20 protein-coding genes are annotated in these 25,666 nt (G+C 68.1%); 14 read left to right on the top strand and 6 right to left on the bottom strand.

Annotated features, from left to right (window positions below):
• The first annotated feature begins 287 nt into the window (after nucleotides 1-287).
• Nucleotides 288-3,878, top strand: coding sequence for an indolepyruvate ferredoxin oxidoreductase family protein (locus AB3K92_RS23565; RefSeq protein WP_369465928.1), 3,591 nt, complete (start codon nucleotides 288-290; stop codon nucleotides 3,876-3,878).
• A gap of 144 nt (nucleotides 3,879-4,022) precedes the next feature.
• Here the strand turns inward: AB3K92_RS23565 and AB3K92_RS23560 are convergent, their stop codons facing one another.
• Complete coding sequence (locus AB3K92_RS23560) at nucleotides 4,023-6,293, bottom strand: NADP-dependent malic enzyme (protein WP_059814599.1); 2,271 nt, start codon at nucleotides 6,291-6,293, stop codon at nucleotides 4,023-4,025.
• Nucleotides 6,294-6,751: 458 nt separating this feature from the next.
• Between AB3K92_RS23560 and AB3K92_RS23555 the strand changes: the two genes are divergently transcribed.
• The 7 genes from AB3K92_RS23555 (at nucleotide 6,752) to AB3K92_RS23525 (ending at nucleotide 14,328) form a co-directional block, all read left to right on the top strand.
• The gene (locus tag AB3K92_RS23555) at nucleotides 6,752-7,438 is read left to right on the top strand and encodes an orotate phosphoribosyltransferase (RefSeq protein ID WP_011546659.1); all 687 of its coding nucleotides are present in this window, start codon (nucleotides 6,752-6,754) and stop codon (nucleotides 7,436-7,438) included.
• Nucleotides 7,439-7,678: 240 nt separating this feature from the next.
• Nucleotides 7,679-8,299, top strand: a complete 621-nt coding sequence (locus tag AB3K92_RS23550; protein ID WP_060127418.1) for a YbhB/YbcL family Raf kinase inhibitor-like protein — start codon at nucleotides 7,679-7,681, stop codon at nucleotides 8,297-8,299.
• 245 nt (nucleotides 8,300-8,544) lie between these two features.
• Nucleotides 8,545-9,117, top strand: a complete 573-nt coding sequence (locus tag AB3K92_RS23545; RefSeq protein ID WP_021158582.1) for a flavodoxin family protein — start codon at nucleotides 8,545-8,547, stop codon at nucleotides 9,115-9,117.
• Nucleotides 9,118-9,270: 153 nt separating this feature from the next.
• Entirely contained in the window at nucleotides 9,271-10,221 is a 951-nt protein-coding gene (argC, locus tag AB3K92_RS23540; protein ID WP_369465926.1) for an N-acetyl-gamma-glutamyl-phosphate reductase, read from the top strand.
• A gap of 437 nt (nucleotides 10,222-10,658) precedes the next feature.
• Complete coding sequence (locus tag AB3K92_RS23535) at nucleotides 10,659-12,086, top strand: DUF2957 domain-containing protein (RefSeq protein ID WP_111998739.1); 1,428 nt, start codon at nucleotides 10,659-10,661, stop codon at nucleotides 12,084-12,086.
• A gap of 139 nt (nucleotides 12,087-12,225) precedes the next feature.
• The gene (locus AB3K92_RS23530) at nucleotides 12,226-13,476 is read left to right on the top strand and encodes a DUF2957 domain-containing protein (protein WP_048025340.1); all 1,251 of its coding nucleotides are present in this window, start codon (nucleotides 12,226-12,228) and stop codon (nucleotides 13,474-13,476) included.
• Nucleotides 13,477-13,494: 18 nt separating this feature from the next.
• The gene (locus AB3K92_RS23525) at nucleotides 13,495-14,328 is read left to right on the top strand and encodes an OmpW family protein (protein ID WP_042974143.1); all 834 of its coding nucleotides are present in this window, start codon (nucleotides 13,495-13,497) and stop codon (nucleotides 14,326-14,328) included.
• A gap of 184 nt (nucleotides 14,329-14,512) precedes the next feature.
• On the opposite strand, the gene AB3K92_RS23520 is transcribed toward AB3K92_RS23525, so the two are convergent.
• Nucleotides 14,513-15,442: a LysR family transcriptional regulator gene (locus tag AB3K92_RS23520; protein ID WP_021158589.1), complete on the bottom strand. Its 930-nt coding sequence runs from the start codon at nucleotides 15,440-15,442 to the stop codon at nucleotides 14,513-14,515.
• Between the two features lie 97 nt (nucleotides 15,443-15,539).
• Here AB3K92_RS23520 and AB3K92_RS23515 point away from each other — a divergent pair, with 97 nt between their 5' ends.
• Nucleotides 15,540-16,835 carry an MFS transporter gene (locus AB3K92_RS23515; RefSeq protein ID WP_369465925.1) on the top strand — a complete coding sequence of 432 codons (1,296 nt, stop codon included), beginning with the start codon at nucleotides 15,540-15,542 and terminating at the stop codon, nucleotides 16,833-16,835.
• 76 nt (nucleotides 16,836-16,911) lie between these two features.
• On the opposite strand, the gene AB3K92_RS23510 is transcribed toward AB3K92_RS23515, so the two are convergent.
• Together AB3K92_RS23510 and AB3K92_RS23505 are read right to left on the bottom strand one after the other, a co-directional pair.
• The gene (locus AB3K92_RS23510; RefSeq protein ID WP_021158591.1) at nucleotides 16,912-17,553 is read right to left on the bottom strand and encodes a LysE family translocator; all 642 of its coding nucleotides are present in this window, start codon (nucleotides 17,551-17,553) and stop codon (nucleotides 16,912-16,914) included.
• Nucleotides 17,554-17,627: 74 nt separating this feature from the next.
• The gene (locus tag AB3K92_RS23505; RefSeq protein ID WP_369466853.1) at nucleotides 17,628-18,572 is read right to left on the bottom strand and encodes an NAD(P)-dependent oxidoreductase; all 945 of its coding nucleotides are present in this window, start codon (nucleotides 18,570-18,572) and stop codon (nucleotides 17,628-17,630) included.
• Nucleotides 18,573-18,593: 21 nt separating this feature from the next.
• Here AB3K92_RS23505 and AB3K92_RS23500 point away from each other — a divergent pair, with 21 nt between their 5' ends.
• Entirely contained in the window at nucleotides 18,594-19,364 is a 771-nt protein-coding gene (locus AB3K92_RS23500; RefSeq protein WP_059490205.1) for a Mut7-C RNAse domain-containing protein, read from the top strand.
• A 79-nt stretch (nucleotides 19,365-19,443) separates the two neighbouring features.
• Here AB3K92_RS23500 and AB3K92_RS23495 read toward each other — a convergent pair whose 3' ends face one another.
• Complete coding sequence (locus AB3K92_RS23495; protein WP_369465924.1) at nucleotides 19,444-19,677, bottom strand: hypothetical protein; 234 nt, start codon at nucleotides 19,675-19,677, stop codon at nucleotides 19,444-19,446.
• A 371-nt stretch (nucleotides 19,678-20,048) separates the two neighbouring features.
• Here AB3K92_RS23495 and AB3K92_RS23490 point away from each other — a divergent pair, with 371 nt between their 5' ends.
• From AB3K92_RS23490 to AB3K92_RS23475, 4 genes are read left to right on the top strand one after another with little or no spacing between them, the layout of a single operon-like run.
• Entirely contained in the window at nucleotides 20,049-21,254 is a 1,206-nt protein-coding gene (locus AB3K92_RS23490) for an efflux RND transporter periplasmic adaptor subunit (protein WP_369465923.1), read from the top strand.
• 7 nt (nucleotides 21,255-21,261) lie between these two features.
• Nucleotides 21,262-21,960, top strand: coding sequence for an ABC transporter ATP-binding protein (locus tag AB3K92_RS23485; RefSeq protein WP_027788609.1), 699 nt, complete (start codon nucleotides 21,262-21,264; stop codon nucleotides 21,958-21,960).
• 21 nt (nucleotides 21,961-21,981) lie between these two features.
• Complete coding sequence (locus AB3K92_RS23480) at nucleotides 21,982-23,136, top strand: ABC transporter permease (protein WP_124842731.1); 1,155 nt, start codon at nucleotides 21,982-21,984, stop codon at nucleotides 23,134-23,136.
• 8 nt (nucleotides 23,137-23,144) lie between these two features.
• Nucleotides 23,145-24,311, top strand: a complete 1,167-nt coding sequence (locus tag AB3K92_RS23475) for an ABC transporter permease (protein WP_021158597.1) — start codon at nucleotides 23,145-23,147, stop codon at nucleotides 24,309-24,311.
• A 19-nt stretch (nucleotides 24,312-24,330) separates the two neighbouring features.
• Here AB3K92_RS23475 and AB3K92_RS23470 read toward each other — a convergent pair whose 3' ends face one another.
• Nucleotides 24,331-25,662, bottom strand: coding sequence for a carotenoid oxygenase family protein (locus AB3K92_RS23470; RefSeq protein ID WP_369465920.1), 1,332 nt, complete (start codon nucleotides 25,660-25,662; stop codon nucleotides 24,331-24,333).
• Nucleotides 25,663-25,666 lie beyond the last annotated feature (4 nt).

Below are 25,666 nucleotides of genomic sequence, written 5' to 3'. Positions count from 1 at the left end.
AACAGACCGACGCGACCGGGCACCTCCGGCAGGCCGACAAGATTAACGGCATTTGCGCGCAGATGAACGTGGCCTTACATGCTTTTACATGATGTAACGCATGATTCAGCCCTTTTTTACGGTGCGCCGACGCGGCTCTCCCCGCATTCCAACCGATGGGCGGCGGGTTTGCCCCAGTGCTACCATCGCTTAAAACCGGCGAACATGCCGGCCACTGCCGACGCATCCAAAAGATGCCGACGCAACCGAAGTTTTGGTGATCCCAGACCGGGTGGAGGAGACAGTTAATGAATGCCCCGCTAGACGCAGACCAACGCGCGTCGCTAGAAGCCGCGCTGAAGTCCGTCACGCTTGACGACAAATACACACTTGAGCGCGGTCGCGCGTACATGAGCGGCATCCAGGCCCTCGTGCGCCTGCCGATGCTCCAGCAGGAACGCGACCGCGCCGCTGGTCTCAATACGGCCGGCTTCATCTCCGGCTACCGCGGCTCGCCGCTCGGCGGCCTCGATCTGTCGCTCTGGAAAGCCAAGCAGCATCTGGCCGCCCACCAGATCGTCTTCCAGCCCGGCCTCAACGAAGATCTCGCCGCCACCGCCGTGTGGGGCTCGCAGCAGGTGAACCTGTACCCCGGCGCGAAGCACGACGGCGTGTTCGGCATGTGGTACGGCAAGGGCCCGGGCGTAGACCGCACCGGCGACGTCTTCAAGCACGCGAACTCGGCCGGCTCGTCGCAGCACGGCGGCGTGCTGGTGCTCGCCGGCGACGACCACGCGGCGAAATCGTCGACGCTCGCGCACCAGTCCGAGCACATCTTCAAGGCCTGCGGGCTGCCGGTGCTGTTCCCGTCCAACGTGCAGGAATATCTCGATTTCGGCCTGCACGGCTGGGCGATGAGCCGCTACTCGGGCCTGTGGGTCGCGCTCAAGTGCGTGACGGACGTGGTCGAATCGTCGGCATCGGTCGACATCGACCCGCATCGCACCGAGATCGTGCTGCCGACCGACTTCATCCTGCCGGAAGGCGGCCTGAACATCCGCTGGCCCGACCCGCCGCTCGTGCAGGAAGCGCGGCTGCTCGACTACAAGTGGTACGCGGCGCTCGCCTATGTACGCGCGAACAAGCTCGACCGGATCGAAATCGATTCGCCGAACGCGCGCTTCGGGATCATGACCGGCGGCAAGGCCTACCTCGACGTGCGCCAGGCGCTGACCGACCTCGGCCTCGACGACGAAACCTGCGCGCGGATCGGCATCCGGCTCTACAAGGTCGGCTGCGTGTGGCCGCTCGAAGCGCAGGGCGCCCAGGCGTTCGCGCGCGGCCTCGACGAAATCCTCGTCGTCGAGGAAAAGCGCCAGATCCTCGAATACGCGATCAAGGAAGAGCTGTACAACTGGCCCGACGGCCAGCGGCCGCGCGTGTTCGGCAAGTTCGACGAAAAGGACGGCGCCGGCGGCGAATGGTCCGTGCCGATGGGCAACTGGCTGCTGCCCGCGCACTACGAGCTGTCGCCCGCGATCATCGCGAAGGCGATCGCGACGCGCCTCGAGAAGTTCGAGCTGCCGTCCGACGTGCGGGCGCGCATCGCCGCGCGGCTCGCGGTGATCAACGCGAAGGAAATGGCGCTCGCGAAGCCGCACGTGCAGACCGAGCGCAAGCCGTGGTTCTGCTCGGGCTGCCCGCACAACACGTCGACCAACGTGCCGGAAGGCTCGCGTGCGATCGCCGGCATCGGCTGCCATTACATGACCGTGTGGATGGACCGCAACACGAGCACCTTCAGCCAGATGGGCGGCGAAGGCGTGCCGTGGATCGGCCAGGCGCCGTTCACGGACGAGAAGCACGTGTTCGCGAACCTCGGCGACGGCACCTATTTCCACTCGGGCCTGCTGGCGGTGCGCGCGGCGATCTCGTCGAAAGCGAACATCACCTACAAGATCCTCTACAACGACGCCGTCGCGATGACGGGTGGCCAGCCGGTCGACGGCGTGCTGACGGTGCCGCAGATCACGCACCAGCTCGCGTCGGAAGGCGCGAAGAAGATCGTGATCGTCACCGACGAGCCGGAGAAGTACGACAGCCAGAAGGCGCTGCTCGCGCCGGGCGTGCCGATCCATCATCGCGACCAGCTCGACGACGTGCAGCGCGAGCTGCGCGAGATCGAAGGCACGACGATCCTGATCTACGACCAGACCTGCGCGACCGAGAAGCGCCGCCGCCGCAAGCGCGGCACCTATCCGGACCCGGCCAAGCGCGTCGTGATCAACGACGCGGTGTGCGAAGGCTGCGGCGACTGCTCGGTGCAGTCGAACTGCCTGTCGGTCGAGCCGCTCGAAACGGAATTCGGCACGAAGCGCCAGATCAACCAGTCGAGCTGCAACAAGGACTTCTCGTGCGTGAAGGGCTTCTGCCCGAGCTTCGTCACGGTCGAGGGCGGCCAGTTGAAGAAGCCGAAAGCCGTGTCGGTCGACGGCAACGCACTGCCGCCCATTCCCGAACCGACGCTGCCGGACATCGACCGCGCATACGGCGTGCTCGTCACGGGCGTCGGCGGCACGGGCGTCGTCACGATCGGTGCGCTGCTCGGGATGGCCGCGCACCTGGAGAACAAGGGCGTGACCGTGCTCGACGTCACCGGCCTCGCGCAGAAGGGCGGCGCCGTGATGAGCCACGTGCAGATCTCGCACGCGCCGACCGACATCCACGCGACGCGGATCGCGATGGGCGAAGCCGACCTCGTGATCGGCTGCGACGCGATCGTCACGGCCGGCGACGAGTGCACGTCGCGGATGCGGCACGACACGACGCGCGTGGTCGTCAACAGCGCGCAGACGCCGACCGCCGAGTTCATCAAGAACCCGAACTGGGCGTTCCCGGGCCTGTCCGCCGAGAACGACATCCGCGCGGCGGCCGGGGAAGCCGTCGATTTCATCGACGCGAACCGCTTCGCGGTCGCGCTGCTCGGCGACGCGATCTACACGAACCCGTTCGTGCTCGGCTACGCATGGCAGAAAGGCTGGCTGCCGCTCACGCTCGCATCGCTCGAACGCGCGATCGAACTGAACGCCGTGTCGGTCGAGAAGAACCGTGCGGCATTCGACTGGGGCCGCCGCGCCGCGTACGACCTGGCCAGCGTGAAGCAGGCCGCGGCCGGCGATGCACGCCCCGCGCAAGGCGCCACGGTGATCGCGCTGCACACGAAGAAGGCAGTCGACGCACTGATCGCGAAGCGCGTGGAATTCCTCACCGCGTACCAGAACGCCGCGTATGCGGCGCGCTATGCGGCATTCGTCGACAAGGTGCGCGCCGCTGAGCGCGCACTGGCGGACGGCGACACGGCGCAGGAGCAACTGACCGAAGCTGTCGCCCGCAACCTTTTCAAGCTGATGGCGTACAAGGACGAATACGAGGTCGCGCGGCTGCAGTCCGATCCCGCGTTCCTCGCGCGCCTGTCCGCGCAGTTCGAAGGCGACTGGAAGCTGAAATTCCACCTCGCGCCGCCGCTGTTCGCGAAGACGGACGCACACGGCCACCTGGTGAAGAAGGCGTACGGCCCGTGGATGCTGACGGCCTTCCGCTGGCTCGCGAAGGCGAAGTTCCTGCGCGGCACGGGGCTCGACCCGTTCGGCCGCACCGAGGAACGCCGCTCCGAACGCGCGCTGATCGGCGAGTACGAAGCGCTGATCGACGAAGTGCTGGCCAGGCTGAACGCGGCCAACCGCCCGCTCGCCCTCGAGCTCGCGGCGCTGCCGGACGGCATTCGCGGCTACGGCCACGTGAAGGAGAACAACCTGCGCGCGGTACGCCAGAAGTGGAACACGCTGCTCGCGAAGTGGCGGGCGCCGGCTGGCGGCCAGTCGCACCAGCAGGTCGCGTAACGCGCCGGCCGGCGGGCGCGGGCATTCGCGGTTCGAACGCCCGTCCCGGCCGGCGATTCGCAATAAAAAAAACGCCACGGAATGCAGGTTCCGTGGCGTTTTTCCTTGCGCCGCGCCTGAAGCGCGGCACACGCGGGCGTGGACTTACTTCGTGTTCACGTTCGCGGCGGCAACGGCCGTCATGTTGATGATCCGGCGCACGGTCGCGGCCGGCGTCAGGATGTGGACCGGCTTCGCCGCGCCGAGCAGGAACGGACCGACCGTCACGCCTTCGCCGCCGACCATCTTCAGCAGGTTGTACGCGATGTTCGCCGCTTCGACGTTCGGCATGATCAGCAGGTTCGCTTCGCCCGACAGCGTCGTGCCGGGGAACGCCTGCTTGCGGATCAGTTCCGACAGCGCCGCGTCGCCGTGCATTTCGCCGTCGACTTCCAGGTTCGGCGCACGTTCGACGATCAGCTTGCGGGCCTCGCCCATCCGGCGCGACGACGCCGACGGCGCGCTGCCGAAGTTCGAGTTCGACAGCAGCGCGGCCTTCGGCGCGATGCCGAAGCGCTCGATCTCGGCCGCGGCCTGGATCGTCATGTCGGCGAGCTGTTCGGCGCTCGGCAGCTCGTTCACGTACGTGTCGCACACGAACAGGTTGCGGCCCGGCAGCATCAGCAGGTTCATCGCGGCGAAATGCTCGGCGCCCTTCGCGCGGCCCAGCACCTGCTCGATGAACTTCAGGTGGCTATGGAACGTGTCGATCATCCCGCAGATCATCCCGTCCGCATCGCCCAGGTGCACGAGCATCGCGCCGATCAGCGTGTTGAACTTGCGCATCGCGGCCTTCGCGACTTCCGGCGTCACGCCGTCGCGCGCGCCGATCTCCTGATACGCCTGCCAGTAGCGGTGGTAGCGCGCATCGTCTTCCGGATCGACGATTTCGAAATCGGTGCCGGCCTTGAGCTTCGAGCCGATCTTCTGCAGGCGCATGTCGACGACCGACGGACGGCCGACGATGATCGGCTTCGCGATCTTTTCCTGCAGCACGAACTGCGCGGCGCGCAGCACGCGCTCGTCTTCACCTTCGGCAAACACGATGCGCGCCTGCTTCTGCTTCGCGGCCGCGAACACCGGGCGCATCACCATGCCGGTGCGGTAGACGGTCGCGCCGAGCTGCTCGCGGTAGGCGTCCATGTCCTGGATCGGACGCGTGGCGACGCCCGAATCCATCGCGGCTTGCGCAACGGCCGGCGCGATCTTGATGATCAGGCGCGGATCGAACGGCTTCGGAATCAGGTAGTCCGGCCCGAATTCGAGCGAGTGGCCTTCATACGCCTTCGCGACTTCCTCGCTCTGGTCGGTTTCTTCCGCCAGTTCGGCGATCGCGCGCACGCACGCGAGCTTCATTTCTTCCGTGATCGTCGTCGCGCCGACGTCGAGCGCGCCGCGGAAGATGAACGGGAAGCACAGCACGTTGTTGACCTGGTTCGGGTAGTCCGAACGGCCGGTCGCGACGATCGCGTCCGGGCGCACGGCCTTCGCGTCTTCCGGGCGGATTTCCGGTTCCGGGTTCGCGAGCGCCAGGATCAGCGGCTTGTCGCCCATCGTCTTGACCATGTCCTGCTTCAGCACGCCCGCGCTCGAGCAGCCGAGGAACACGTCCGCGCCGACGATCGCGTCGGCGAGCGTGCGTGCGTCGGTGGTCGCCGCATAGCGCTGCTTCGACGGATCGAGATTGCCGCGCCCTTCGTAGATCACGCCCTTCGAATCGGCGACGAGAATGTTCGACTTCGTCAGGCCGAGGTTCACCAGCAGGTCCAGACACGCGATCGCTGCCGCGCCCGCGCCCGAACACACGAGCTTCACTTCCGACAGCTGCTTGCCGACGACCTTCAGGCCGTTCAGGATCGCGGCCGACGCGATGATCGCGGTGCCGTGCTGATCGTCGTGGAAGACGGGGATCTTCATGCGCTCGCGCAGCTTCTGCTCGATGTAGAAGCATTCCGGCGCCTTGATGTCCTCGAGGTTGATGCCGCCGAGCGTCGGCTCGAGCATCGCGATCGCCTCGACGAGCTTGTCGGGGTCGGATTCCGACAGTTCGATGTCGAACACGTCGATACCCGCGAATTTCTTGAAGAGGCAGCCCTTGCCTTCCATCACCGGCTTCGCGGCCAGCGGGCCGATGTTGCCGAGGCCCAGCACGGCCGTACCGTTCGTGATGACGCCGACGAGGTTGCCGCGCGACGTGTACTTCTGCGCATCGAGCGGATCGGCGTGGATCGCTTCGCACGCAGCGGCGACGCCCGGCGAATACGCGAGCGACAGGTCGAGCTGGTTCGACAGCGGCTTGGTCGGGGTGACCGAAATCTTGCCGGGTTTCGGGTTCTGGTGATAGGCGAGTGCGGCCTGCTTCAGTTGTTCGTCCATGATTGACCTGCGAGAGACATGCGAAATATTGACGGTTCAGTCCACAGCACCTTGGGCCGCGTCTGCTTGAATCGAGGGGATGGTCGACTGCGAGACGGCACGCAGCGCGCCGGGTCGGCACGCCATCGAACCTTGGCGGATGGCAAGAGGAAAGTACAAAGTACTGAACGATTTCTAAGGGTCGCCTAGTGTACACCCCCTAAATGACCTCCGTTGGTGCAGCGCCGCATCCTCTGCATCAGCGCAAGCGATCCCGCCCCGTTTGTTTCGCCGGTGGCGAGCCGAGCGGTGAACCCGCGCGAATTCCGCCGAAAACCGGCCTGAATCGGGTAAAATAGCGGCCTACGCGCGCAGCGATGCGATTGGCCCTCCGATCGCGCCCCGGCCCCCAGGGCAGGTTCCCCTTGCTGCGCCACCGGGCCCGCGCCCGCTCTTCGCTCATCACCCAAGGAATGCCCATGACAGGCTACGATCGTCAGTCGATCTCGGATACGACCGCCAAAATCCTGCTCGAAGTGCAGGCAGTACACTTCAACGCAGAAAAACCGTTCATCTTCACGTCCGGCTGGGCAAGCCCCGTCTATATCGACTGCCGCAAGCTGATTTCGTATCCGCGCGTGCGCCGCGCACTGATGGAAATGGCTGAAACGACGATCACGCGCGACATCGGCTTCGAGCAGATCGACGCGGTGGCGGGCGGCGAGACGGCCGGCATCCCGTTCGCGGCCTGGATCGCGGACCGGATGATGGTGCCGATGCAGTACGTGCGCAAGAAACCGAAGGGTTTCGGCCGCAACGCGCAGATCGAAGGCCATCTGGAAGAAGGCTCGCGCGTGCTGCTCGTGGAAGACCTGACGACCGACAGCCGCAGCAAGATCAACTTCGTCAATGCGCTGCGCACCGCGGGCGCGACGGTGAACCACTGCTTCGTGCTGTTCCACTACGACATCTTCAAGGAAAGCGTGTCGGTGCTGAAGGACATCGACGTCGACCTGCACGCGCTCGCCACGTGGTGGGACGTGCTGCGCGTCGCGAAGGCTTCGGGCTACTTCGAGACGAAGACGCTCGACGAAGTCGAGAAATTCCTGCACGCACCGGCCGAGTGGTCGGCGGCGCACGGCGGCGCGACGGCCCCGAAGGAATGACGCCGCGCCGGCCCGCAGGCCGGCGTCCTGGCTGAACAAGCCGCCCGCTTCACCGCGGGCGGTTTTTTTTCGTCCGCCGATTCGCGCAGCAAGCGATCGCGGCGATGGGTCGCGGTGTGCATCGCTCATCGAACCCTAATGCTAGACTTGATCCATCGTCGCCATCAGCTGCGCGGGCAACGCACAACGCCAACAACGCCGGAAGCATCGGTCCGGCCCACGTGACGGGAGAAGCGCCATATGCGTGTGGATCGCCGGATCACTCCGCCTGCGCCATCGGGTCGCCCGTCGCCGTTCCTTGCCGCCCTCCTCGCTCTCTTCGCCCACCTCGCCCTCCTTTATGCCGCCGCGTTCACCGCCGTGCCCGCGCATGCAGAAGGCGCGTTCACGGTGACGAGCGACGACCTGACGCCGGGCGGGCGCGTCCGTGCCGCGAACGTGTTCGACCGCGGCGACTGCAAGGGCGGCAACCACTCGCCGCAGCTCGCGTGGCACAACCCGCCGCCCGGCACGCGCGGCTACGCGATCACGATCTTCGATCCCGACGCGCCGGGGCACGGCTGGTGGCACTGGGCCGTGGCGGGCATTCCCGCGACGGTCACGAGCCTGCCCGCCGACGCGAGCGCGTCCGGCTTCCTGCGGCGCATCGGTGCAAGCGAAGCGCGCAACGACTTCGGAATCGACGGTTACGGCGGCCCGTGCCCGCCGCCCGGCAAGCCGCACCGCTACGTGATCACCGTCTACGCGCTGAAGGGCGACGACCTGCGCGTCGCGCAGGGGCGCCCCGCGCCGATGTTCGAGCACGAGATCGGCACGCTGGCGATCGGCACCGCGCAACTCACGGTCAACTACGGGCAATAACGGGTGACGGGCACCCAGCGACAGGCATCGCCCCCTGCCGCGCGCCGCCGCGATCGCCTGCCGCCGCAAACTGGCGTACTCCGGGCGTATTCCGCGCCCGCGTGTTTTCCCGTCATTTCGGCTTGCTAGACTCGTCGTCACCGGTCGCGGCGCCACGCCGCGCATCCGTCGCGTCGCCGGCCGGCGGCGCGTGACGCGGCGTGCCGCTGCGGCCGCCGTTCCCGTTCCTTTCCGGAGAACGCCTCATGTCGAACATCGTCATCGTCTATCACAGCGGCTACGGTCACACGCAGAAACTGGCCGAGGCCGTTCACGCGGGCGCGCAGGACGCCGGTGCGACCGTGCGCCTGCTCGCGGTCGGCGACGTCGACGACGCGGGCTGGGCCGCGCTCGACGCGGCCGACGCGATCGTCTTCGGGGCACCGACCTACATGGGCGGCCCGTCGGCGCAGTTCAAGCAATTCGCCGATGCAACGTCGAAAGCGTGGTTCACGCAGAAATGGAAGGACAAGATCGCCGCGGGCTTCACGAACTCCGCGACCATGAACGGCGACAAGTTCTCGACGATTCAATACTTCGTCACGCTGTCGATGCAACATGGGATGGTGTGGGTCGGCACGAGCCTGATGCCGGCCAACTCGAAGGCGGCCACGCGCAACGACATCAACTACCTGGGCGGCTCGACGGGCCTGCTCGCGCAGTCGCCGGCGGATGCGACGCCCGACGAAGGCCCGCTGCCGGGCGACCTCGAAACCGGGAAGGCATTCGGCCGGCGAGTTGCGGAAGCGACGGCCCGCTGGGTTGCCGGCCGCGGCTGAACACGCGCCGGCGAGCGTGCCGGTAAGCGTCAAAGGGACACAAGACGGCCCGCCGGCCGTCTTTTTTTCGACCCGCGCGATGCAGGCCCGCCGGATGACGTCTTAAAATGGCGGATTCAGGGCGCGGGCCCCGTTTCATTCAGTGAGAGCGAAATGAGCACCAAAGTTTTTGTCGACGGCCAGGAAGGCACGACCGGCCTCAAGATCTTCGAATACCTGTCGGCACGCAGCGACATCGAGATCCTGCGCATCGATGAAGCGAAGCGCAAGGACGTCGAGGAGCGCCGCCGCCTGATCAACGCGTCGGACGTCACGTTCCTGTGCCTGCCGGATGTCGCGTCGCGCGAATCGGCGTCGCTCGTCGAGAACCCGAACACGACGCTGATCGACGCGAGCACCGCGTTCCGCACCAGCGCCGACTGGGCCTACGGCCTGCCGGAACTGACCCGCGCGCAGCGCGAGAAGATTCGCACGTCGAAGCGCATCGCGGTGCCGGGCTGCCATGCATCGGCCTTCGTGCTCGCGATGCGTCCGCTCGTCGATGCGGGCATCGTCGCACCGACGTTCGCCGCGCACAGCTACTCGATCACCGGCTACAGCGGCGGCGGCAAGTCGATGATCGCCGACTACGAAAGCGCGGCGCCGGGCGGCAAGCTCGCGAGCCCGCGCCCGTACGCGCTTGGCCTCACGCACAAGCACCTGCCGGAAATGGCCGTGCACACGGGCCTCGCGAACCCGCCGATCTTCACGCCGATCGTCGGCCCGTTCCTGAAGGGCCTCGCGGTGACGACCTACTTCACGCCCGGGCAGCTCGCGAAACGCGCGACGCCGCAGGACGTGCAGCGCGTGTTCGCCGAGTACTACGCGGACGAAGCCTTCGTGCGCGTCGCGCCGTTCGATGCGGACGCGAACCTCGACGGCGGCTTCTTCGACGTGCAGGCGAACAACGACACGAACCGTGTCGACCTGTTCGTGTTCGGCAACGAAGAGCGCTTCGTCACGGTCGCGCGCCTCGACAACCTCGGCAAGGGCGCATCGGGCGCCGCGATCCAGTGCATGAACCTGAACATCGGCGCGGCCGAGGATGCGGGTCTCAAACGCTGATTCAACATCGCATGCAATGCAAAGCCGGCCACTGGCCGGCTTTTTATTTACCGGTATCACGCAATATATAAAAAAATTACCGATCGCGCATTTACAAATATTTACAAGCTTTCGATTGCGCGATTACCAGCGAATTAATTCCGCCCCCTCTTTATCCAGTCAATCCCGAATAGGGATAAACCGGATACCGGCTGCTTTAAACGCTGCCGTTATACGCAGGAAGGCTCCTCGCCGGCCTGTCCGGCGTCGCACATTCCCCACTCCGGCAGCTTCAGGCAGCCTGCCGCACGTTTTAATTCTTACTGAATACCCTGTCGGACAAGGATTCAAAACACGATGCCCGTTTCAATCGCCTTTTTTAGACGGGTTCATCAATTGACAGCAAAAATCCAGGCAGCGACATTAGCTCGCACAATTAAACGATTGGAGACAGCGGCATGTCGCACGCCTTATCGAAGGGGGTGGCAACGGCCTTTGCCATTGCCCCTTTCCTGGTTGCCTGTGGTGGGGGGGACGGCGGCGCACCCGCGCCGATCAATGCGCCCCAATGTTCCGGATCGAGCTGCGGCACGCAAGGGCCGCCGCCTTCGCAGCCCGTCAACGGCGCGCTGTGCCCGGCCAACGCGGACATCGTGAAGAGCACGTACCTCGGCGGCGCCGGTAGCGGCGAGATCGTCAGCGTCAACATCGACGCCGTGGCGATGACCTACACGCTCAAGTGGCTCGAATCGCCGATTCCGCTCGCGACCGGCACGGTCACGCCGAGCCGCGCCGGCACGACGATCACCGGTGCGGTCATGCACCCGCCGACCGGCACACTGCCGACCGCCGAGCAGACGCGCTGCGCGTTCATCCTGACGCCGGGCACGGGCAAGGCGCCGAGCGGCGCCACGTATTCGACGGCCGCCGACTTCAACCAGGCGAACCCGCCGATGCTGCTGGTCGGCATGGGCGTCGCGGGCGGCGGCATTCCCGGCGCGACGATCCAGTACGACGGGCTGACGATCGCCATCGGGCCGATCGTGGTGGCCAAGGACGTCGGCAAGGTGCCGAACCGTCACTTCGACTTCTATCCGTTCCTCGGCTTCGCGAACACGACGACCGACCTGTCGAAGCTGCCTGGCACGTACAACGCGCTGATCTACCACCTGGTGCCGTCAGGCGACTACGCGACGAAAGGCACGAACTCGAGCGAGACGTTCGATGCGAACGGCGCGTGCACGTCGAGCGGCTCGGGCGGCTGCCAGACGACCGGCGACCCGTGGAAGACGAGCGCGAACGGCGGCTACTTCGACAGCACGAAGGCGCCGCAGACGCTGCCGCAGACGCAATTGCCGATCGTCGGCGCGACCGGCAAGTCGGCCACCGCGCATATGGTGATCGGCCAGCTCAACGGCGCGACGGTGCCGGTGATCGTACGCACGGGCAACGTGAACCTCGGCACGCCGCCGCTGCATACCGACGCGCAGGTCGACGACGAATCGGGCATCGCGGTGCTCGGCGCGGCAACGGCGATCCAGTCGGGCGCGATCGACGGCGGCTACGCGGGCGCGGACTCGAACTTCAAGTACACGGCGGCCCTGATCCGCGGCAGCAACGCGTCGTTCATCAACCCGAGCACGCAGGTCGAGGAAGACGGCTTCACGCTCGACTACGGCCAGGCGACGCCGGGCCTGCTGAACGCGAAGACGACACCGCCGAGCGGCGCGTCCTACCCGTCCGCATCGGGCGTGGTGATCGCAACGGGCGGGCTGTACGCGGCGCTGATCCAGGGCACGGTGAACGGCGGCGTCACGTCGACGTCGGCGAACTCGACGACTTCGTCGACACCGTACTTCGGCGTGGGCGCGCAGATCAGCAAGTAGCGGACGAGGACGCGACGGCGGGCTGGCCGCCGTCGCGTGACGCACGAGCGCGCGGCACGGCGCAGGCAGGACGAGCACAAGCAACAGAAGCGGCCGACAGGGAGCTGGCCGCCGCACAAGACAAATCTGGAGGAGCAACATGAAGCGCAACCTCATTCTGGCGGCGGCCCTTGCCGCCCCCCTTCTTTCTGCCTGCGGCGGCAGCGGCAGCGGCGGCGACAATCCGCCCCCGCTCGTCGAAGACCGGCTCTGCCCTGCGTCGCTCGACTACACCACCGTGTTTACGGGCGGCGCAGGCAGCGGCGAGCTCGCCAAGGTCCAGCTCGACACGACCAAGATGACCTGGCAGGTCACCTATGTCGAATCACCGGTTCCGCAAACGACCGGCACCGTCGTGCCGACCCGCGCGGGTACCGTCGACAGCGGCACGCTCACGCAGGAAACGCTGCTGCCGACCAACAAGCTGAACCAGTGCGCATTCCGCCTGAACGGCGCGAGCCTCGATCCGTCGCGCCCGGCGCGCATCTTCGTCGGCATGGGCGTCGCGGGCGGCACGATTCCCGGCAAGGAGATCCAGTTCAACGGCGTGCTCGGCCAGGCCGCGGTGCCCGACACGAAATTCCCGTACTACCCGTTCATCGGCTTCTCGTCGATCGAAACCGACATCACGAAGGTGGCGGGCACGTACAGTCACACGGGCTTCGGTGAAGTGCCGTCGCAGAACTTCGCGCCGGCATCGATCGACGCGAAGGTGACGATCAACGCCGACGGCACCTGGACCAAGTGCGACTCGACCGGCCAGTTCGCCGGCGGCGCGTGCACGCAGCGAGGCACGAACTTCGTGCAGTCGGCGGACGGCAGCGGCGCATTCCAGTCGAACAACTATGCGAGCCAGCTGAAACCGACGCTGTCGGCGACGCCGCAGGGCAAGGCCTTCATGATCGTCGGCAAGCTGCGCAACCAGCTCGTGCCGATCCTCGTGCGCACCGGGGTGGCGAACCCGAACCCGACGCCCGACAGCAACGGGGTGCCGGGCCTCACCGCCGACGACGAGTCGAGCATCTCGATCCTCGCGCCGCAGACGACGGTCGCGGTCGGCTCGCAGAACGGCGAGTACATCGGCGTGGACAGCCAGTTCGACTACCGCACCACGGCGCTGGCAAACAACCAGGCGACGCTGCTCGATCCGTTCAACGCGTCGCAGGCCTCGCTCGCGACCGCGCTCGATCTCGACTACACGCAGAAGGTGCCGGGCACGGTCACGACGATCCACACGGGTGCCAGCAGCACGACGCCGACCGGCAAGTTCATCTTCACGGGTGGCGTGTTCGGGTTCCTCGACAACGCAGGATCGACGCCGTATTTCACGATCGGCGCGTTCGTCCAGTAAGCGGAGGGGAATGCCGTGATGAAGAGAACCTTACGCTGCGCGGCGGCCGGCGCCGCCGTGCTGGCGCCGCTCGCGGCGCACGCGCAGAGCGCCGGCAGCAACGTCGTCACGCTGGGCTGGTTCCACGTGATGCCGCAGCAGAGCAGCACGCCGATGACGACCAACGTCGCACCGACACCGATCAACACGCCGCTGCGGCTGCCGCCGTCGTTCACGTCGCCGGGCACCGGGCTGCACACGAGCGGCGCCGACACCGTCGGCCTGACGGTCAGCCACTTCCTGACCGACCACATCGCGGTCACGTCGGTGGCCGGCGTGCCGCCGGTGTTCAAGGTGTCGGGCCAGGGCACGATCAAGCCGCCCGGCCCGGCCGGCGCGCTCGGCACGCAGAACATCGGGCTCGCGTCGGTCAACCCGATCGTGAAGAGCGTGCGGCAGTGGAGCCCGGCCGTGCTGCTGCAGTACTACTTCGGGCAGGCCACCGCGAAGTTCCGGCCGTTCCTCGGCCTCGGCGTGTCGTACAACTGGTTCAGTGACCTTCAGCTCAACACGAACTTCATCAAGCAGACCCAGGACAACCTCGGCGCGATTCTCGCGGCGGGCGCGGGCAAGCCGGGTACGACATCGGTGGAGGCGAAGGCGTCGTCGTCATGGCAGCCAGTGTTCAACGCCGGCCTGCAGTACAACATGACCGAGCATTTCGGGCTGATCGCGTCGGTGACGTACATCCCGCTGAAGACGACGTCGACGGTGACGATCAAGGCGGCCGACGGCACGGTGCTCTCGGAATCGAAATCGGACCTGAAGGCCGACCCGATCATCAGCTACGTCGGGATGACGTACAAGTTCTGAGCGTCGCGACGGACGACGCATGGCATGCCGCGGCAAAATCGCAGGCAAAAAAAAGCCCGCCTAAGAGGCGGGCTGAATCCATATCAGAGGAGACATGGAGGAGACAGGTGCAATTCTAGCGAATCGGTTTCCGCAATGCAACATTTCCGTAGAGAAAATACGGACTTTCCCTCGAATGCCGACTCTAGATCGCCTTCACTGCATCTGACCCCACCCTGTTTTCCCGGTCGAGCACTTCGCCGAGCGCATCGCGCAGCAGCGCGACGGGCCGCACCAGCCGGCCCGGCAGCGCGCCGTGCACGATCCACACGTTGATCCGCGTCTCCAGTCCCGCCGTTTCCACCACCCTCAGCGCGTCGCGGTGCGCGCTGCGCGCCAGCGCGTTCGGCGCGGCGATGCCGATGCCCGCGCCGCGCGCGACGAGCGACAGCTGCAGCTCCGAGCCGAACGCCTCGACCGCGACGTCGAACGGCAGCCCGGCCGCGCCGAGCGTGCGGCTCAGCGCCGAACGCATCCCGCAGCCGTCCTGGCTCAGCACCCACGGAAAACGCGACAGCGTGTCGATCGACAACGGGCCGTCGGGCAGCGGAAAGTCGCGCGCGGCGACGAGCACCGTCGGCTGGGTGCCGAGCAGCGTCGACGTGAACGTATCGGGCAGTACCGAACTCGCCGGCACCATCACGGCCGCGACGTCGAGCGTGCCGCGCTCGACGCCCTGCATCAGCGCCGGCGACCAGCCGGCCGTCACGCGCAGCGTGAGGCGCCCGAACGCGTCGCGCAGCCGGTCGATCGGCTGCTCGAGCGCCAGCTCGGACAGGAACGGCGGCACGCCGATGCGCAGCTCGCCGGACGGCTCGCTGTCCGGCGCGCCCGCCGCCATCAGCTCGTCGACCGCGCCCAGCACGTTGCGCGCGAGCGCGTAGACGTCGCGCCCGGCGGCAGTCGGCTTCAGCGGCTTGCTTTGCCGTTCGAGCAGCGGCATGCCGAGCAGCGTTTCGAGATTCTGCACGCGCCGCGTCAGGCCCGGCTGCGTCAGGTGGAGCTTCGCGGCCGCAGCGACCATCGACCCGCTGTCGACCACCGCGACGAACGCCTGGAGATCACGCGTATTCAAAACAAACTCGCATAATCATGTTAGAGATATTTCAATTGTCGCATAAACATCGGGCACCTACGATGGGGACTCCTTCGACCCACTCGCCAGGCTTCCGATGAACTGCCCCGCCAACCCTTGCCCCGCCGCCGTCCGGACGCCCGAAAGCGCGCCCGCCGGCACGCCGCCCGCGTTGAGCGCGGGCATGACGCTGTTCTTCGCCGCGACGGTCGGCGTGATCGTGATGGACCTGTTCGCCGCGCAACCGCTGACGGGCCCGATCAGCGCCGATCTGCATCTGCCGCCCGGCCTTGCCGGCCTCGTCGCGATGTTGCCGCAGCTCGGCTACGCGGCCGGGCTCGTACTGCTCGTGCCGCTCGTCGACCTGCTCGAGAACCGCCGCCTGATCGTCGCGACGCTGGCCGCATGCGCGGCTGCACTCGCGCTGCCCGCGTTCACGCGGTCGGGCACCGTGTTCCTGCTCGCCACCCTCGTGGCCGGTGCCGCATCGAGCGTGATCCAGATGCTCGTGCCGATGGCCGCGGCGATGGCGCCCGAGGCGCAGCGCGGCCGCGCGGTCGGCAACGTGATGAGCGGGCTGATGCTCGGCATCCTGCTGTCGCGGCCGCTCGCGAGCCTGATCGCGGGCTCGGCCGGCTGGCACGGCTTCTATCTGCTGGCCGCGCTTGCGAACGCTGCCATCGCCGTCGTGCTGGCCCTGCGCCTGCCGTCGCGCACGCCGTCGATCACGGCCGGCTACCGCGCGCTGCTCGCGTCGATGGGGCGCCTGCTGGCCGACGAGCCGGTGCTGCGCCGGCATGCGCTGTCGGCCGCGCTCGCGATGGCCGCGTTCAGCGCATTCTGGACCGCGGTCGGGCTGCGGCTCGCGCAGCCGCCGTTCGGCCTCGACCTGCACGGGATCGCATGGTTCGCGTTCGCCGGCGCGAGCGGCGCGATCGTCACGCCGCTCGCGGGCCGCGCCGGCGACCGCGGTCACGGGCCGACCGCGCAGCGGATCGCGCACGGCACGATGCTCGTAGCGCTCGCCCTGCTCGGGATCGCGGGTGCCGGCTGGTTCGGCTTCGACGCGCACGCGCATCGCGGCCTCGCGCTCGCGCTGCTGGCCGGCGGCGCGGCGCTGCTCGACGCGGGCGTAATCGTCGACCAGACGATCGGCCGGCGCGCGATCAACCTGCTGAACCCGGCCGCACGCGGCCGCCTGAACGGGCTGTTCGTCGGGCTGTTCTTCATCGGCGGCGCGCTCGGCGCGGCGCTCGCCGGCAGTGCGTGGGCGTGGGGCGGATGGAGCGCGGTGTGCGGCGTCGGGTTCGCGTTCGCCGGCGCGGCCGCCGTCTTCGGGCTCTCGGCCGGACGCGAAGCCGGCGCAGCGGCGTTGACTCGCCCGCGCGCGTGAAGCGAGCCCCCAAAAGCGGAACGCCCCGCCCTCTGGCGAGGGACGGGGCGTTCCGCGTACCGGCGTCGGATCGAAATCAGTGACGGACCAGCGCCATCATCGCACCGAAGCCGACGAACAGCCCGCCCGTCAGCCGGTTGAAGATCTTCGCCACGCTCTGGCTCTTCAGCGTCGCGCCGATGCGCGTGCCGAACGACGCGTAGACGAGATACCAGCTCACCTCGATCACCGCGAACGTGACGACGAGAATGCCGAATTGCGGCAGCGTCGGCTCGGCCGCGTTGATGAACTGCGGCAGCAGCGCGGCCGCGAACAGGATCGCCTTCGGGTTGCTGCCCGCGACCAGGAAACCGTTGCGGAACAGCACCCCGCGCGATGCCGGCGTGGCCTGGCGCGACACGGTTTCGACGTCGGCGGCAGGCTGCTCGTCGTCCACGCGTGCGCGCCACGCCTTCACGCCGAGGTAGATCAGGTAGGCCGCGCCCGCGAAGCGCAACGTGTTGAACATCGCCGGCCAAGCCTCGAGCACGGCCCCGAGGCCGGCCGCCGACACCGACAGCATCAGCACCAGCGCGGAGAGGCAGCCTGCCATCGTCCATGCCGAACGGCGCAGCCCGTGGCGCGCGCCGTGCGTCATCACCAGCAGCATGTTCGGGCCCGGAATCGCCGACACGACGAACACCGTCGCCACGAAAAGCCACCACGTATGCAAGTTCATGACCGCCTCTGCCTCGATGCAAGGAAAACGAAACATCGATTATGCCGGTGCGCCCGACTTCTGTCGCGGGCGGATCAGCGGCCCGCGCGGCGCTGCGCGACTTCGCCGAGCACCGCGAAATCCTGTTCGCCGCCGCCGTGCGCAAGCGCGTCGAGCAGGTTGTCGCGCACGACGCTCGCCACCGGCAGCGGCACCGACACGGCGTCGCCGGCTTCCAGCGCCAGGCGAACGTCCTTCAGCCCGAGGCGCGCCTTGAAGCGCGCAGGCTCGTAGCGCCGCTCGGCGATCATCGAGCCGTAACCCTCGTAGACGGGCCCCGGAAACACGCTGCCGGTGATCACGTCGAGGAAGTCGCGCATCGCGACCCCGTGCGCGCCCAGCAGCGCGGACGCCTCGCCGAGCGTCTCGATCGCCGACGCGAGCGTGAAGTTCGCGGCGATCTTCGCGACGTTCGCGTGCTGCGGCAGCGAACCGAACCGCCAGGTCTTCTGGCCGATCGCGTCGAACAGCGGCTGCACGCGGTCGATCGCCTCGGCCGGGCCGCCCGCCATGATCGTCAGGCGCGCGGCGGCCGCGACATCGGGGCGCCCCATCACCGGCGCGGCGACGTAATGGATGCCGCGCGACGCATGCGCGTGCGCGAGCGATTCGGCCAGCGCAACCGACACCGTCGCCATGTTGACGTGGATCAGGCCGCGCGGCGCCTGCGCGAGCAGCGTTTCGTCGAAGATCTCGCGGGCGGCGGCATCGTCGGCCAGCATCGAGAACACCGCGTCGCCGCGAAACGCGTCGGCCGGCGTGTCGACGATCTGCGCGCCGACCGCGGCCAGCGGCTCGGCGCGCTCGCGCGACCGGTTCCAGACCCGCACCGTGTGTCCGGCCTTCAGCAGGTTCGTCGCGATTGCCTGCCCCATTTCGCCCAGCCCGATAAATCCGAGATCCATTTCCCGCTCCTTCGCTCCGTGAAGCGGGGAGTTAAACACAGATACGGGGTGCCTGCAGGGCACGCGGCCGGCCATGCGCGGTGCCATACTGCGCGCATGGCGACCGCGACCTTCCGCTTCCACGACGAACTGAACGCCTTTCTCCCGCGCGCGCAGCGCGACCGCGCGTTCGGGCACGCCTGCGCGCGCGATGCGACGGTGAAGCACGCGATCGAGGCGCTCGGCGTCCCGCATACCGAAATCGGCCGGCTGTGCATCAACGACGTGCCGGCCGCGCTCGACCGGCCGCTCGACGACGGCGACCGGGTCGAAGCCTTTCCGGAGCGCGCGCAACCAGCAGCCCGCGGAGTCGCCGCGCCGCTGCCGGCGCAATGGCGCTTCGTCGCCGACGCGCATCTCGGCGGCCTCGCGCAACTGCTGCGCCTCGCGGGCTTCGACACCTGCTACGACAACCACTACCGCGACGACGAACTGGCGGCGCTCGCCGCGCGCGAGGGCCGGATCGTGCTGACCCGCGACCGCGAGCTGCTCAAGCGGCGTGCGGTCGAGCGCGGCTGCTACCTGCACGCGCTGCAGCCGGCCGACCAGCTGCGCGAACTGTTCGAGCGGCTCGATCTGGCGCCGCACATGCGCCCGTTCCGGTTATGCCTGCGCTGCAATGCCCCGCTGCATCCGCTCGACGCGGCCGCCGCCGCGCCGCGCGTGCCGGCCGGCGTCCGGCAGCGGCACCGGCGCTTCGCCGCGTGCGACGTGTGCCGGCGCGTGTTCTGGGAAGGCTCGCACTGGCGGCGCATGCGCACGGTGGTCGACGCGATGCGCGCGCCGCCGCCCGTCCGGGTCGACGAACCGGGCGAATCGAGCCCCTGAAAAAACAAAACCCCGCATGCCGGAGCATGCGGGGTTGGCCGACCGATGGCCGGCAACGCCGGCCGTGGCGGCAAGCCGCTCAGTTCTGCGCGCCTGCGTCGTTCGTGCCGGCGGCCGATGCGGCTGCAGCCTTCGCCTGGCCCTTCTTCGAACCGTGGTGCTTCAGCTGGTGCTTCGGCTTGTTGTGATCCTTCTTGGCGGGTGCGGCAGCCGACGTGTCGCCAGCCGGTGCCGATGCTGCTTCCTGTGCGAATGCCGAAACCGATGCGAGCGCGAATGCTGCAGCGATGATCGAAGCGAGCGTCTTCTTCATTGTTCTTCCTTTAGCGGAGAAAAAATCAAACGTACCGGTAAGTAAAGATGCGAGGCATTCGCATCGGAGCCCCAGGCCGCGAGGCCGGCTTCCGCCGTTCCGTCGCGACAAAACCTGACGCACTGGTTCCATAACGCACCGCATTCGCGACGAGTTGACACGTTGCTTGCACCCTTCGGGTTTCCCCGGAGGCGTACCCGTATTTCCCTGTCCGTGACCGGTTCGGCCGCCGCAGCCGCGGCGCCGCGAACGCGCTCGCACGCCGCCGAGGCGACGCTTATACTGGCGTCCATCCGTCCCTTTCCCCGGAAACCGGATCGCGGCCGGCCCCGATACCGACACAGGGCCGCCGCCGTCTCGAGGCGCTCAAATTGCCCGATCACAATCTGGACAAACTGAAAATCGACCGGCGTCCGCTCGCATCGGCGCCCCGCCCGCGCCGGTGGCCCCGCTATGCGGCCGCCGCCGCGATCGTCGTCGTCGCGATCGCCGCCGGCCTCGCGCTGACCGGCCGGCCGGCCGTCGACACCACCACCGTCACGTCCGCCTACCCATACCAGAACGACACGCAGCTCAATGCGACCGGCTACGTCGTGCCGCAGCGCAAGGCCGCGGTCGCGTCGAAGGGCCAGGGGCGCGTCGAATGGCTCGGCGTGCTGGAAGGCACGCGCGTGAAGAAGGACGAAATCATCGCGCGGCTCGAAAGCCGCGACGTCGAGGCGTCGCTCTCGCAGGCGCTCGCCCAGGTGAAGGTCGCCCGCGCGAACCTCGGCGTGCAGCAGGCCGAGCTGAAGGACGCCGAAATCGCGCTGCGCCGCACCGCGGCGCTCGCGCCGAAGGGCGCCGTGCCGGCCGCGCAGCTCGACATCGATACGGCCCGCGTGAACAAGGCGCGCGCATCGCTCAGCAGCGGCGAGGCCGCGATCGCGTCCGCCGACGCCAACGCGCAGGCCGCGCAGGTCGCGGTCGACCAGACGGTGATCCGCGCGCCGTTCGACGGCATCGTGCTCGCGAAACACGCGAACGTCGGCGACAACATCACGCCGTTCTCGTCCGCGTCGGACAGCAAGGGCGCGGTCGTGACGATCGCCGACATGGACACGCTCGAGGTCGAGGCCGACGTCGCCGAATCGAACATCGCGAAGATCCGCGCCGAGCAGCCGTGCGAGATCCAGCTCGATGCGCTGCCCGACATGCGCTTCGCGGGCCGCGTGTCGCGCATCGTGCCGACCGTCGACCGCTCGAAGGCCACCGTGCTCGTGAAGGTGCGCTTCGTCGACCGCGACGAGCGCGTGCTGCCCGACATGAGCGCGAAGATCGCGTTCCTGTCGAAGCCGGTGTCGGCGCAGGACCGGCAGCCCGTGACGGCCGTGCAGGCGAGCGCGGTGGTCGAGCGCGACGGCCGGCCGATCGTGTTCGTCGTGAAGGACGACGTCGTGCATGCAACGGCCGTGACCGCCGGCATGCGGATCGGCGAGCTCGTCGCGATCCGCGGCGTGAAGCCCGGCGACACGGTCGTGCTCGCGCCGGGCACGAAGCTGAACGACGGCGCGAAAGTGACCGTCGCGAAGAAGTAACGCACGCGTGAACGACGCCCCGCCGCCCCTCGTCGAGCTCAGCCACGTCGCGAAGTCGTACCGGCGCGGCAACCAGATCGTGCCCGTGCTGACCGACATCACGCTCGACATCGGCGAAGGCGACTTCGTCGCGCTGATGGGGCCGTCCGGCTCCGGCAAGAGCACGCTGCTGAACCTCGTGGCCGGCATCGACCGGCCCGACAGCGGCGAGCTGCGCGTGGGCGGGCTCGACATCTCGCTGCTCGCGGAGGCGCAACTGGCCGAGTGGCGCGCGGCGAACGTCGGCTTCATCTTCCAGTTCTACAACCTGATGCCGGTGCTCACCGCGTTCGAGAACGTCGAGCTGCCGCTGATGCTCACGCACCTGTCGCGCCGCGAGCGGCGCGAGCGCGTCGAGCTCGTGCTCGACATGGTGAACCTCGGCGACCGCACGAGCCACTACCCGTCCGAGCTGTCGGGCGGCCAGCAGCAGCGCGTCGCGATTGCGCGCGCGCTGATCACCGACCCCGTGCTGATCGTCGCCGACGAGCCGACCGGCGACCTCGACCGCGCGTCGGCCACCGACGTGCTCGCGATGCTGCAGCGGATGAACGCCGAGCTCGGCAAGACGATCATCATGGTGACCCACGACGCGCACGCGGCCGGCGCCGCGCGCTCGCTCGTGCACCTGGAAAAAGGGGAGCTGATCGATGGGCACGCCGGCTGACCGGCTGCGGGAGCGCGTGCGATGTACGTGCTGAAGCTGATCGCGCGCAACGCGCTGCGGCACCGGCTGCGCACGCTGCTGACCGTGCTCGGGCTCACCATCGCGGTGCTCGCGTTCGGGCTGCTGCATACGGTGGTCGACGCGTGGTACGCGGGTGCGGCCGCCGCGTCCAGCGGGCGGCTCGTCACGCGCAACGCGATCTCGCTCGTGTTTCCGCTGCCGGTGAGCTACGAGAACCGGATCCGCGGCGTCGAAGGCGTAACGGCCGTGGTGCGCTCCAACTGGTTCGGCGGCATCTACCGCGACCCGAAGAACTTCTTCGCGAGCTTCGCCGTATCGGACAACTACCTCGACCTGTACCCGGAATTCATCGTGCCCGGGCAGCAGCGCGCCGACTACAACCGCGACCGGCGCGGCTGCCTGGTCGGGCGCCAGCTCGCGGATCAGTTCGGCTTCAAGGTCGGCGACGTGATCCCGCTGAAGGGCACGATCTATCCGGGTACGTGGGACTTCGTCGTGCGCGGGATTCTCGACGGCCGCGACGATTCGACGATCACGCGCCAGCTGGTGTTTCACTGGGAATACCTGAACGAGACGGTGCGGCAGCGCACGCCGAAGCAGGCCGACCAGGTCGGCGTATTCGTGCTCGGCGTCGCGAACCCCGACGACGGCGCGGCGATCGCACGCAACGTCGACGCGGTGTTCAGGAACTCGCTCGCCGAGACGCTGACCGAAACCGAGCAGGCGTTCCAGCTCGGCTTCGTCGCGATGTCGAACCAGATCATCGCGGCGATCCGCGTGGTGTCGTACGTGGTGATCCTGATCATCATGGCCGTGATGGCCAACGCGATGGCGATGAGCGCGCGCGAACGCACGGCCGAATACGCGACGTTGAAGGCGCTCGGCTTCGGCCCCGGGTTCCTCGCGCTGATCGTGTTCGGCGAATCGGTCGTGATCGCAGTGGCCGGCGGCGGGCTCGGGATCCTCGCGACACCGCCCGCCGCGAGCCTGTTCAAGCAGGCGGCAGGCGGCATCTTCCCGGTGTTCAAGGTGTCGACCGGGACGGTCGCGCTGCAGGCCGCGTGCTCGGTCGCGGTCGGCTTCGCGGCCGCGATCGTGCCGGCGTGGCAGGCGGCGCGCGTGCGCGTGGTCGAAGGCCTGCGGGCAATCGGGTAACGACACGCATGGCCATCCCGCTCAACTACATCGCGCGCAACCTGTGGACCCGGCGGCTCACCACCGCGCTGACCGCCGGCGGGATGGCGCTCGTGATCTTCGTGTTCGCGACGGTGCAGATGCTCGACGCGGGGCTCACGAAGACGCTCGTCTCGACCGGCGAACCCGACAACGCGGTGGTGATCCGCAAGGGCGCCGAAACCGAGATCCAGAGCTCGATCGACCATCAGCAGGCCAACGCGCTCGAGATGCACCCGGCCGTCGCACCCGGCCCCGACGGCCGGCCGCTCGTGTCGAAGGAAGCGGTCGTGCTGATCTCGCTGGTGAAGACATCGACCGGCAAGCCTTCGAACGTCGTGATCCGCGGCGTGTCGCCGGCCGGCCTCGCGCTGCGCCCGCACGTGACGCTCGCCGCCGGCCGCATGTTCGCGCCCGGCTCGTCGGAAATCATCGTCGGCAGCGCGATCGCGAAAGGCTTCAGCGGCACGCAGCTCGGCGACAGCCTGCATTTCGCGCAGCGCGACTGGACCATCGTCGGCATCTTCGACGCGGGCGGCAGCGGCTTCGATTCGGAGATCTGGGGCGACGTCGACCAGCTGATGCAGTCGTTCCGGCGCACCAGCTATTCGTCGATGGTGCTGCGCATCCCGGGCGCCGACGGCTTCGCGCGCTTCAAGGCCGACATCGACGTCGACCCGCGGCTGACCGACGAGGCGAAACGCGAGCAGACTTTCTACGGCGACCAGTCGAAGGCGCTGTCGAAGTTCATCAACATCCTCGGCATCACGCTGTCGACGATCTTCTCGATCGCCGCGATGATCGGCGCGATGATCACGATGTACGCATCGGTCGCGAACCGCGTCGCCGAGATCGGCACGCTGCGCGCGCTCGGCTTCAAGCGCACGAACGTGCTCGCCGCGTTCCTGCTGGAAGCGCTGCTGCTCGGCTTCGTCGGCGGCGTCGCGGGGCTCGCGTGCGCGTCGCTGATGCAGTTCGCGTCGTTCTCGACGACCAACTTCCAGACCTTCGCGGACCTGTCGTTCCGCTTCGTGCTGACGCCCGCGATCGTCGTGAAGACGCTGCTGTTCTCGCTCGTGATGGGGCTCGTCGGCGGATTCCTGCCGGCGATGCGCGCCGCGCGGCTGAAGATCGTCGACGCGCTGCGCGCGCAGTGACGCGCGCCGCCGCGCACGTTCAACGCTCGCGCGGCACCCACGCGCCGTGGAACCCGGCCGGCACGCGGCGCGGCAGGTGCACGGTCGCGACCGGCCCCGCGTCGATCGCGCGCGCATCGAGGATCACGAAGTCGCTGGTGTCGGTCGCCGCGCGGTAGACCATCACCAGCAGCCAGCCGTCGTCCTCGTCGACGCCGCCCGGGCGCGGCACGAACACCGGCTCGCTGTTCTGGTCGCCGGCCGGCACCGCATAGCGCGTCGTCGTGCCGCTCGCGTGGTCGAAGCGCATCACGCCGCGCATTTCCGCATTGTTCGGCTGTTCCACCGCATACAGGTAGCGGTAGCGGCGCCCCGTGCGGCTTTCGTTGATGCGCGGCATCTCGATGCCGCCGTCGGCGAGCGGCCCTTCGTCGATCAGCCCGTTCGCCGTATCGATCACGTAGCGCCACAGCTCGCCGACCGGGTTGTCGGCGAAGCGGCCCGTGCGCGCGTCGAGCCGCAGGAACCACGGATAACGCACCGCATCGAGCACGATGCACGATGCGTCGCAGTCGTACGCGTTCACGACGTGCTGGATGAAGCACGGCTCGATGCCGAACCAGCGCACCGCGCCGCCGTGGCGCGGGATCACGCCGATGCGCGCGGGCCGGTCGTCGTGCCAGCGCAGCGGCATCCGGTGGCCCTGCTTCAGCAGCGAGAAGTCGTAGCCGACGTTCAGGTCGAGCAGCAGGCTGCGGGTTTCGGTGATCGCGAGGTCGTGCATCATCGACGGCGCGTTCAGGTCGATTTCGATCTCGACGCGCTGCACGCCCTCCGCGTCGGCCACGCCGTAGCGCAGCCACGGCGCACGCCAGTCCGCACGAAAGGAAATCAGCTCGCCCGTTACCGGATCGACCTTCGGATGCGCGGTCATCCCGCCGCCGAAGCCCGCGTGCCGCGCCGGCGCGCCGAGCGAATCGAGCGCGGCCGTGATCGCGAGCGGCGCGCCGCCCTCGGCCAGCGCAAGCAATTCGCCCGCATGCTGCAGCACGTTCACGTTCGGATTGGTGTCGGGAAGATGCGGCGCCTGCCCGGGTGCATGCACGGCGGCCCAGCGTTGCGTGCGCGCCCAGCGGTTCCGGTAGCCGGTCGCGCGGCCGCCTTCGAACGCGATCGCGTGCAGCATCGCGGCTTCCGGCCACCACGACAGCACGTCGTTCCCTTCGAAGCGGCCGCCCGGCGGATTCGGGCCGTTGCGCAGCAACGTGCCGTCGAGATCGTGCGGGACGGCACCGGTCACGCGCAGGTCGACGAGATCGGCCTCGTCGGCCACCGGCGCGATCGCGCCGCGGTTCAGGTCGAATACGGTCATTGCG

This window comes from Burkholderia sp. Bmkn7, from assembly GCF_041103175.1.
Classification (GTDB): Bacteria; Pseudomonadota; Gammaproteobacteria; order Burkholderiales; family Burkholderiaceae; genus Burkholderia; species Burkholderia cepacia.
Note: the sequence above shows the minus strand (reverse complement) of the source record. Positions and strands in the feature narration are given on the sequence as shown.